Source organism: Cohnella sp., from assembly GCF_041641335.1.
In the GTDB taxonomy this organism is placed as follows: Bacteria; Bacillota; Bacilli; order Paenibacillales; family Paenibacillaceae; genus Cohnella.
Genome location: NZ_JBEPYQ010000093.1, coordinates 18,780 through 29,570 on the forward strand (window position 1 = coordinate 18,780; position 10,791 = coordinate 29,570).

The window sequence follows — 10,791 nt, forward strand, 5'->3', positions numbered from 1 at the left end:
TTTACTCCTCCTGCGTCGAAGGTTCGTCGTTCGGCGTTGCCGGTATCCACAGCTCCGCCCTTGCCCCCGATGGCTCGGCGTTCGAAAGCCGGAGCAAATCCTCCCGCTTGTACAGCAATTGCAGCGTTCTGCGCACATTGGCGATTCCGATGCTCGCGCCGCTCTCCGGCTCTTCGCCGGACGCGAAGCTCTTTAACCATTCGGGAGGGTAGCCTCCGCCGTTGTCTTCGATCGAGATCTTGACGAAGGACGCTCCTTCCCGCGTCTCGATGCCTGCCCGAATATAGATCGACAGCATCTCTCCGTAAAACATCGCATGCTTGAAGACGTTCTCGATGAACGTCTGAATCAGGAATTGAGGAACGAGCGATCGGCCGGCCTCTTCCCGGATCTCCAGCATGTAGAAAATCTGATCGGGATATCGGATCTCCTGCATGCGAATGTAATTGACCGCGTGCCGGATCTCCTCCTCCAACGGGACGACGGCCAGTCCGCCCTTGAACATGTAACGAAGATGCTCGGACAGGTGTTGAATCAGGCTGCGGATCTCTTCATTCTTGTTCCGGTACGTCAAGCTGGTTACGGTAGAGATGGCGTTAAGGAAAAAGTGCGGCCGGATCTGCATTTGCAAGTATTTGATTTCCGCGCGGCTTCGCTCGATCTGCTCCTCGTAGGATTGAATCTTCAAATCCGTAATCTCCCGAACCATGGACCGAAGGGAATGGAACAATCTCGTGAATTCGACGGAATACGGGGAGCCGTCGGGGATCTGAAGCTCCGTCTGGCCCTTCTCGACCTCCTTGGCCGCCTTGACCAGCTCGAGCACCGGCTTCAGCACATCCTTGGCCAGCCTGCGGAGAACGAGCGGCACGACGACGACGGAGACCAGCGCCAGCAGCGCGATGGTCCATTGGATCAGCTTCAGCTTCGAGAAGACGCTCGTCTTGGCGACGAGATGGGTGATCCGGCCGAATTCGGCAATCGGCTCGGAGATCGTCAGATAGCGCCCCCCGTATGCGCCGTTCAGCTCCTCCAGGGTCGCGACGGCCTCCAGACCTCCGTCGCTCGATGCGAGCACGGTTCCTTCCCGATCGCTCAACACGTATTGGTTCCGATCGCTGCCCGTCAGGTTCACCATAGCCAGCAGCGTATCCGCCTTCGCCAGCGTACCGAAGGTCATTCCGGAATACGTGATGAACTTAAACAAATAATGAACCCCCTGAATCTCGAAAACCTTCCATTCCTCCATATCCAGCGAAGGATCGGGCGGGAAAGCGTAGCGCTCGATAAAGTCGATCAGCATGAGCTTATCGTCCGAGTCGATGCGGGAGCCGATCTGGGCGAGCAGGCGTTCCTCCGACAGCCGGATGAACAAGCCGTCGCTTGAATCGTAGCCGGACATCTTGGCCGTCAGCGCTTTCTTGAGCTGAATCGCGCTGAAATAGCGGTCGCTCTCGTTCAATTGCCCGTAAGCGGCCGCCGTATCGACGTGACTTTCGAATATCTCGGTCAAATCCTTGGAAAAGTTGGACAGATCATTGCGGATATTGGCTTGATAAAGAAGGAGCGTATTGCGCGCGTTGCTCAGCGTGTTGTTCCTGACAACCTCCAGCGAATATACGTTGCTCAGGACGAGAACGGCGAACAGAATCGCGACAATGATGGTCAATTGCAGGGAAAACTTGAAAACGATGCCGTTCGTGCGCATCCGGCGCTCTCTCCCTCCTTCCGCATTCAGAAGCCCCCGATTTCGAATCGATATTCGAAATCAGGGGCTTGCGGCAACTTATCGGTCAGGGGCGAGTCGGCGGTTCTCCCAACGCCCAATTCAGGCCGTCCGCAATCGTCTCGTTCCAGAAATCCCAGGTATGGGCCCCCGGGCTCTCCCGGTAAGTATGATCGACCCGTTCCCGAACGAGAAATTCATGGAACCTGCGATTCACGTCGAGCAGGAAATCTTCCGTTCCGCAAGCCATATACAGGCTTGGAAGCTCCGCTCCGCTCTCCGTCAGCCGGCGGACAAGCGCTTCGGGGTCCTTGTCGCTGCCCAGAAGACGGGTCAGGTCCCCGAACACGCTGCGGTAATAGCCGTAATCGGCAATCCCGTCCTTGAATCCGGGTTCTATATTCGCGATATTATAGGGAATGATAGCCGAAGACAAGGCGATAATTTTACCGAACCGGTCCGCATACTTGTAGCCGTTGCGAATCGCTCCGTAACCTCCCATGGACAATCCGCCGATAAACGTATCCTCTCGGGCGGCGGACAGCGGGAGGAGCTTGCGGGTGAAGTCGACCAACTCTCTCCCCAGGTATTCCCCGTAAAGCGCGCCCCTATCCTCATCGTCTACATAGAAATGGTTTTCGCCGGACGGCATAATGACGGCGATCCGATACCGGTCCGACAGCTCCCGGATTCGGGAGAAGTTGATCCAATCGGTATGCGTGCCGGAGTATCCATGGAGCAGGTACAACGTCTTCAACGGCCCGGACGAATTCTCGGGTGCGGAATGCACCGGAGAATCCATCGGAACGAGCGCGGTCAGCGGAATTTCCCGGCGCAAGCTTTGCGAGAAAAAATGAATATTCAAGGTTGCCATGGGCACTCCTCCTCGTAGGATCGTTTAGACCTGGTAGGTCATCGTTTCTCCCTTATCGTCGACATACCGAATCACGGTTTGAAAGTCGTTCAGATCGATAGAAAGCTCGCAGCTTAGCTCGCCTTTGCTCCAACGCAGCCGAACTTCGTCTGCGCGGGATTCGACAACGTCGAATTGTCCGTCGAACGCTCCGTATTCGTTCCGGAATCGGATCAGCTTCAGGAGCCGCTGAACGACCGGCTTCTCCAGCGCTTGCTCGATCTCTTCGGCGGTGTAATTATGCCGGTTGATTTCGCGCCCTTCCCCGGTCAACGCGACGCGTTCCGCGTCGTTCTCTCCGGCAAGCAAACCGACGTAATAGACTTGCGGGATTCCCGGAACGAAAAATTGGATCGCCCTTGCCGCCATATATGCGTCGTCGTCGCCGTTCAGCGCGCTGTAGTACGTGCAGCGAATCTGATGAACGTCGAACCCGTCGGCCGATTTATGCTCGTCCGACAATATCAGGCTCAGATTGGCCCCCCTGTCCACGCATAGATCGACCAGCTTTCTCGCTTCGGCCGTGTCGACCAGATCGTCCAGATCGGGCTTGACGGGAATGCCGTCGTGGCAATCCAGCATCGTGAACTGCTTGCTCGGCCGATCCTTCAAGTACCGGTAAAGCTCGCCGTTCGACCGCTTGACCAGAGTCTCCAGCACGCGGTAAGGCAAAATAAAGTCATAAATCCAGCAGCCGTGCTCGGCCAGCTTATACTGCGTGCTGTAGTGCGCGTGCACCTCCGGCAGCAGCTCGATTTCGAGGGAATCCGCGAGCTCCTTGATCTCGTCGAGAAAGGCGTAGATGTCCGGTTCGACGAAGAAGCAGCTCGTTCCCAGCTTCTTGATCACGTAGCCTACCGCGTCCAGCCGAACGATCTTGACGTTCATCCGTTTGAAATTTTCGAAGAACGAACGAAGCAGCCGCATCGTCAACGGCGAATGCACATCCAGGTCGATCTGCTCGGACGGATCGGTCTTGCCGAACGTCGTCCAGACTTTGACCTCCTCGCCGGCCTCTCCTCCTATCCGATACGCGGAATAAGGGAGCGGGCGCCTTAAGAACATTTTGTCGATGTCTTCCTGAACGGGCATTCCGTCCGCCCATATTTTATCCAGCGGAAGGAACAGGTCGGCATACTCGGAATCCCGGCCGCGGGCCAGGAAATCCTGGAAGTAAGGCGACTGTCTGGAGATGTGGTTGACCATCAGATCGACCAGAACGTCGAACTTCTCCCCGATCTCGCGAATGTCGTCCCAGGTTCCGAAGCTCGGATCGATCTCCAGATAGGTCAGCGGCGCGAACCCCCTGTCTCCCGAGGAGGGGAACGGCGGCAGAAGGTGCACGCCTCCTTTAAAAATGTCGGAGAAATGCGTTGTCATGATTTGATGGAGCGTCTTGAGATCCCCGCCCAGAGAGTCGGGGTACGTGATCAATTGCACTTGATTTTTAATCGTCATCCTTCTCACCTCTTACAATCCGTATAGTGCCCTAATCTTGTCCAGCGCGGGCAAATCCACGACCGCGCCCGTAAACTTCAGCTTGTACGCGCTCACGGCAAACCCGAGGGATATCGCTTCCCGAAGCGTATGCTCTTTGATGAGGCCGGTATAGAAGCCGGACCAGAACGCGTCTCCGGCGCCGGTCGTATCCGCAACCTCCGAGGCCAGCGTAGGGAAGCGGACGATTTCCGTTCCGTTGGAGACCAAGGCCCCTTCCTTCCCCATCGTCAGGATGACCAGCCCGGCTCCCAGGCCCAAAAACTTCTCGACTTGATTCTCGGGGGAATCCGGACCGAACAACCTCTCCGCGTCATCGTCAGATGGCTTGACGATATCCGCCATGCCGATCAGAGACTTCACGAACGACGTCCCGTCTTCGTCCTTCGGCCAGAGCATCGGGTGATAATTGGGATCGAATCCGATCCGTACGCCGTGCGATTTCGCGGCCGCAATCATGCTCTCGATGGCGGTCCTTGCCGGCGTTCTCGATACGGGCCAGCACGAAAAGTGCAGCAGCTTGGACTGCCGCAGCAATTGTTCCTGCTTCGGTCCGAATCCGATTTGATAGTCCGCGCTCCGATAAAAAATCGGAACCGGCGTCGACCGGCTCTTGGTCAGCAGAACCAGGCTCGTAGCCTGATCGACCGTCTCGACGAATAGCGGATCTATGTCCCCCTTGCGCAGTTGCCGAAGCAGATATTGTCCCAATCCGTCGTTTCCGACTGCCGCTACCAGCTGCGATTGTCCTCCGAGCTTCCTGACGTTCATCGCGATGTTCGCCGGAGATCCCCCGAAGTATTTATGATAAGCCTCGCTCTCATGAGTATCCCCGTATTCCGCCGAAATCAGATCGACCAGAAGCTCCCCGACCGTCACTACATCATTCTGCCCCTCCCGCAAGACCAAGGGGCGATCCCATTCAAGCACCTGCCAACCTCCCGTTCCTGTAATTGGGCGAGCGGCTCCTCTCTATTCAGGAGAACTCCGAAATTTTCACGTCGTGCCTCTCTCCAGCAGCCGGACGGGAAGAATCGTTTCCAACGGCGTTTCCTCCCCCGTGATTTGCTGAAGCAGCCGCCCCACCAGCAGCTTCCCCATCTCCCGGATCGGCTGCTCGATCGTCGTCAATTCGTCCGCGCCGCCGATCGGAATCCCGTCATAGCCGACGACCTTGACTTGCTCCGGAACCTTCTTGTCCAGTCGGCGGCATTCCTTGATGACCTGCAGCGCGAGCAGGTCGCTGCTGGCGAATACGCCGTCGATGTCGGGATGCTCCCGGAAGAGCTCGCGAACAAGCGACTCGTATTCCTTGTATTTAAATCCGTTCAAATCCGTTTGGCGAACGACGTAATCGACCCCCTGCCCCCGAACCTGCCCGATAAAGGCGTCATGCCTCTGCTTGGCCAGCAGGTTAAGCTGCAGACTTCCGCTCAGGTAGGCGATTTTACGGCAGCCTTTCTTGAGCAGCAGGCTCGTGGCCAGCATGCCCCCGAGATAATTGTCGGACGAAACATGCGGAATGGCATTGGAGATTCGACGATCCAGGGTCACGAGAGGAAGCTTGATCGCCGCGTATTCTTCCACCCTCATCGTGTGGCTGCCCATAATGATTCCGTCGACCTGACTGGCTCGCAGCAGCTCGATATACTCCTTCTCCTTCTTCTTGTTCAGCAGCGAATTGCACAGCATCAGCTTGTAGCCGTGTTTATAGGCGTAGTATTCGATATGTTTGGTCATTCCGGAAAAAAAAGGATGAGAAATATCCGGAATGATGAGTCCGATGACATTCGACTTTTTGCGGGACAGAGATCGGGCCAACTCGTTGGGCTGATAATTCATCTCCGTCATCGCTTCATGCACTTTTCTTTTCAGATTGTCGCTTAAATACCCCCGGTTGTTGAGCACCCGGGAGATCGTCGTAACCGACACCCCGACTCGTTCTGCGACATCCTTTATCGTGACGACCTTCAATGAAATCCTCTCCTTGTCGCAAAACCAAGTTGTCAACCGGTTGACACGACGACCGTCGAAAAGCCGATCGCGATGATCCGACCGACTTGATCCGTGCGGCTATCGATCCGGGACCTCTTGGGCGGCGCCCCCCCGATCAGGTCGTCTCGCGCTCGACGAGGTCTACCGGGAAGGAATGTATTCCGGCAACCTGTTGACCGTCGATCTGCTTGACGATCATATCGACCGTGCGCTCGCACATCTCGCGAATCGGCTGCCGGATCGTCGTCAAGCCGGGCAGGATCAACGATGCGAGCGGAACGTCGTCGTAGCCGATCAGCTTCATCTCCTGCGGAACCCGCTTCCCCAGCCGTTGGCAGGCCCGCAATATTTCAACGGCAATCAAATCGCTGCTCGCGAACACGCCGTCCACCTCCGGATGCTCGCGCAGGAACCGCTCGATCTCCTCGTCGTTCCCATTGGGGATCGTATCGCCGGACGGCAACTCGCGGCAAACCGGTTCGATGCCGGCTTCGCTCATCGCCTCTTCGAAACCGCGGATTCTCCCATGGGCCAATAAAGCCTGATGATGCGGACCGTCGACGCCGCGATAGACGCAAGCCGGCTTGCGGCAGCCTTTCTCGATCAGCAAACGGGCGGCCAACATACCTCCCCCAACGTTATCGGAGGTAATAATCGGAATCTTGTCCGAGACGTATCGGTCGAAAGACACGATGGGCAGGTCCAGATGAAGATAATGCTCGATCTCCAGCACCGAGCTCCCCATCACGATCGCGTCCACCTGGTTTTTCTTCAGCATTTCCACATACTTGCGCTCTTTGGCGACGTCCCGGTTCGAGTTGCAAAGCAGCAGCCTGTATCCCCGCTGCCCCGCGCAATCCTCCAGGTGGTAAGCCAGCTCGCCGAAAAAGGGATGAGCGACGGAAGGGATGATGAGTCCGATCATGTTCGACTTTCTTCGGAACAGCGCGCGCGCCATCTCGTTGGGCTGGTAGCGCAGTTCCCTCATCGCCTGGCTGACTTTATCTCGCGTTTTCTGACTGATATATCCCCGATTGTTCAGCACGCGGGACACCGTCGTTACGGAGACGCCCGCCTTTTGTGCTACGTCTTCGATCTTCGCCATGAACGAACCACCTAGCGTTTTTTAAGCCCATTATAAGCTTATCTCCGGATGAATAGGGCAACTTTATTTCAGCGCGCCTTCCGTAATGCCCTTAATAATTTGGTTTTGCAGGAACAGATATAGCAGCAATACAGGGATTATGGTCATGACCAGACCCGCCATCAACGGCGAGAAGTCCACCGAGTAAGAGGAGAAAAAGCTGTACGTCGACAGCGGCAAGGTTTTCAGCCCCGGCGAAAGCAGCACCAGGCTCGGCAGCAAATAATCGTTCCAAATCCACAGCACGTCCAAGACCAGCAGCGTCACGACGACCGGCTTGAGCAACGGCAGAACAATTTGGAAAAAGGTTCTGGCCCGCGAGCTTCCTTCGATAAAGGCGGATTCCTCCAGCTCGTACGGAATGCCTTTAATAAAGCCATGGAAAGTAAAGACGCCGAACGGAATGCCGAAACCCATATACATAAACAGCAAGGTTATTTTCATGTTCAACAGCTGCATATTGCCGTAAATCATGACCAGCGGAATCATGATGACCTGGAAAGGAATCGTCATCGACGCCAGCATCACGAAGAACAGCGCCTTGTTCAGCTTCCACTTGAACCGGACGAACAAGTACCCCGTCATCGAGGAAAACACGAGAATGAGCAGTACTCCGAATACCGTGATGAGCATCGAATTGGCGAAGGCCTGCATGAAGCCCATGTTCTTGAACGCGCTGACGTAGTTCGAGAAATCCAGGCTGGTCGGAAGGGACAGCGGATTCTCGACGAAGTATTGCGTCTTCTTGAACGAGTTCATGAGGATCAGCAAAAAGGGAAACAGGAACACGAGCAGCAGCCCGTACAGCAGCAACGAAGGAAGCTGCTTCAGCAACGGTTTAGACCTCATCAGGACTCGACCTCCAGTCTCTTGAGCATGAATGACTGGGTCAACGCGATTATAGCCACGACGGCGAACAGAACGACCGCTTCCGCTTGCCCGATGCCGTATTCATTTGACAGAAAAGCCTTCTGAACGATATGGTACGAAGCCAGCTCGGTCGAATTAAACGGTCCGCCCTTGGTCAAGGCCAGATTGATGTCGTAAGTCAGAAAGGAACGGGAGACGGAAAGGAAGACGCAGATGACGATCGCGGGAATCGACAGCGGCAGCGTGATTTTCCGCAAGATCGCTCTTCCGCCCGCCCCGTCGATCCGCGCCGCCTCCAGCACGTCCGCGGGCACGCTGGAAAAACCGGCAATATAAATGATCATCAAATAACCGGCCAGCTGCCATGCCGTGGCGATGACCAGCGCCCAGAAGGCCGTGTCCGTATCGGTCAGCCACGAAGTTTCGAACCAGGACCAACCGTACTTCTCGCCCATGAACGGAAGCACCTGGGAGAAGAGCGTCTGCCACAAGTAACCCAGCACGATGCCGCCAATCAAATTAGGCGTGAAGAAGCCCGTTCTCAGCCATTTTTCTCCCCGGATACCCCGGGAAAGCGCTAGCGCGATGAAGAAAGCCGCCGCGTTCGAGAGCAGCACCGTAAAAAACACGTACTTGATCGTAAACCAGAGCTGGGTCAGAAAAGCCTTGTCCCGAAACGTCTCCGCGTAATTGGAGAAGCCGGTGAACGAGTGGTCCGTCGTCCGGACGTCCCAGTCGGTAAATGTCAAATATAAGCCTACGATAAACGGAACGATAACGACCGCCGCGAACGCGAACAAGGATGGCCCCCCGAAAAAAAGAAAGGTTCCCGCGTTTCGTAATCCCGTTTTCTTGTTCATAATGCCGCCCCTTTACCGCCAAGTAATCTCAAGCTCGCGATATTGAACAAAAGAGGGGACGAGGGGGACCCCGTTCCCGTCTTTTGCGCGTTTTTTATTTTCCCGCCATGGACTTCCAGTAATCCTCTACTTCCTTCGCCAGTCCGGCGCGATCGAGCTTCTCCACCAGATATTTCTGCATCGAAGCGCCCGTCTTGGCCCAATAATCTTGCGGGAAGTAGTTGATGACGCCGATGTTGATGACATGGCCCTGATCGACAAAACCGGCTACGGCATCGGAGATGACGTTGCTGCCTTGAGCCTTGACGTCCTTATAAGGCAGCGCGAGTCCCATCTGGGTTACGATGGCGTCCTGCCCCTCCTGGCTCGTCACCATCCATTCGATAAACGCCTTGGCCGCCTCCTGCTGCTCGGGAGTCGATCCCGAGTTGTCGATGGCGAACAGCTTGGGCTCGCTGTAGGCGACATGGGTGTTGCCGAAGTCGGACGGATTGTCGCTGATCGGCACCGGAACGATGCCGAACTCCTGATCCCGGCCCTCTAGCGGACCGACGACCGCCCAGGTCCAGTCGCCCATGAAGTAGAAAGCGGCCTCTCCCTTGGCGAAATCGGCGCTGTCTTTGTTGTAATCGGCAACCAGCGGATCCTTCTTCCGCGCGTTGTATTTCTTCAGCAGATCGAACGTATCTATCAGACCCATGAATTGCGGATTGTCCGTCAGGCTGACGCTGCCGTTCTTCAGATCCTCGACGAACTTGCGATTCTCCTCCACGTTGCCCGTCTGCAGCGAATAGGTCAGTCCCAAATAATGCGCGCCCAGCGACCAATCCGCGCCGTGAATCATAACCGGCGCCTTGCCCGCCGCCTCTACCTTCTCGAGCACCGCGGCCAGATCGCTCCGCGTTTGGATCGAGGCCGGATCGAAGGAACCGCCGATCGCTTCCTCGACGACCCTTTTGTTGTACAGCAAGCCGTAGCCTTGCGCCGTCCACGGAATGCCCAGGAACTTGCCGTCCAGCAAAGCGCCGTCCACGGCGCCCGGCTTGGCCAGCTGCTCGTACTTGGCTTTCTCCGACTCCAGATCCAGGAACTTATCCTTGTACTGCAAGATCGTGCCCGGGTCGAGGTTGGCGATCGTCGCCGGATTGCCCGATGCGATCAGAGATTGGAACTTCTCCAGCTGAGCGCCGCCGATCGGCGTCGGGATCAGCTCGATCGTGACGTTCGGGTGCAGTTCGCGGTAGGTCTTGAACAGCTCCTCGAACACGGTATTGACTTCCGCCGAAGTATTGAAGAACGTAAGCTTGACATCCTTGGCCGGCTGGCTCGCGGAAGGCGACGAGCCGGATGAGGCGCTCGGCGACGACGCTTCGGGAGCCGCGCTCTCCTTCGCGTTCTTGTTGCCGGTGGAACACCCGGCCAGAACGGAAAGCAGCACAACGAGGCTCAAAGCTAGAGAGATACTCTTTTTGAATGGCAATTCGATTCCCCCTGATTCCTGAATTTGAAAGCGCAATCATCATCGCTTCACCATTATGATAACCGGTTGACATACAATGTGTCAACCGGTTGTCATAAATTCGGATTTTCAACTTTATTGTCGATGAGCAAAGGACCGAACCCGCCAATGAGCGGCGGATTCGGTCCTTACTCTTCCTTCTTATCCGTTCTAAATGATCTGGACCATATTCTCTGTTACTTTCTTGTAGGTTTGGAATATGCCCGAATCATGAAAGGGCAGTGGAATAACCCCTATTCCATGAGCTTTCTTAAGAAAGGCCTCGTT

9 protein-coding genes are annotated in these 10,791 nt (G+C 55.9%); all 9 read right to left on the bottom strand.

The features are described from left to right. Position 1 precedes the first annotated feature (1 nt). Positions 2–1,708: a sensor histidine kinase gene (locus ACESLM_RS24465; protein WP_372635556.1), complete on the bottom strand. Its 1,707-nt coding sequence runs from the start codon at positions 1,706–1,708 to the stop codon at positions 2–4. Positions 1,709–1,793: 85 nt separating this feature from the next. Beyond that, on the bottom strand, positions 1,794–2,600 hold the full coding sequence (locus tag ACESLM_RS24470) for an alpha/beta hydrolase (protein ID WP_372635559.1): 807 nt from the start codon (positions 2,598–2,600) through the stop codon (positions 1,794–1,796). Positions 2,601–2,624: 24 nt separating this feature from the next. After that, the gene (gene gtfA, locus ACESLM_RS24475) at positions 2,625–4,097 is read right to left on the bottom strand and encodes a sucrose phosphorylase (protein WP_372635561.1); all 1,473 of its coding nucleotides are present in this window, start codon (positions 4,095–4,097) and stop codon (positions 2,625–2,627) included. A gap of 12 nt (positions 4,098–4,109) precedes the next feature. Further along, positions 4,110–5,066: a carbohydrate kinase family protein gene (locus ACESLM_RS24480; RefSeq protein WP_372635564.1), complete on the bottom strand. Its 957-nt coding sequence runs from the start codon at positions 5,064–5,066 to the stop codon at positions 4,110–4,112. A gap of 66 nt (positions 5,067–5,132) precedes the next feature. Beyond that, positions 5,133–6,110, bottom strand: coding sequence for a LacI family DNA-binding transcriptional regulator (locus ACESLM_RS24485; RefSeq protein ID WP_372635567.1), 978 nt, complete (start codon positions 6,108–6,110; stop codon positions 5,133–5,135). Positions 6,111–6,246: 136 nt separating this feature from the next. Continuing rightward, positions 6,247–7,236 carry a LacI family DNA-binding transcriptional regulator gene (locus ACESLM_RS24490; RefSeq protein ID WP_372635569.1) on the bottom strand — a complete coding sequence of 330 codons (990 nt, stop codon included), beginning with the start codon at positions 7,234–7,236 and terminating at the stop codon, positions 6,247–6,249. Positions 7,237–7,299: 63 nt separating this feature from the next. Next, a complete protein-coding gene (locus ACESLM_RS24495) occupies positions 7,300–8,124 on the bottom strand; it encodes a carbohydrate ABC transporter permease (protein WP_372635571.1) in 825 nt (274 codons plus the stop codon). Continuing rightward, a complete protein-coding gene (locus ACESLM_RS24500) occupies positions 8,124–9,005 on the bottom strand; it encodes a carbohydrate ABC transporter permease (protein ID WP_372635574.1) in 882 nt (293 codons plus the stop codon). Before ACESLM_RS24500 ends, ACESLM_RS24495 begins: the two co-directional genes overlap by 1 nt. 94 nt (positions 9,006–9,099) lie before the next feature. Continuing rightward, positions 9,100–10,485 (bottom strand): ABC transporter substrate-binding protein, encoded by a 1,386-nt coding sequence (locus ACESLM_RS24505; RefSeq protein ID WP_372635578.1) that lies wholly within the window; start codon positions 10,483–10,485, stop codon positions 9,100–9,102. Positions 10,486–10,791 lie beyond the last annotated feature (306 nt).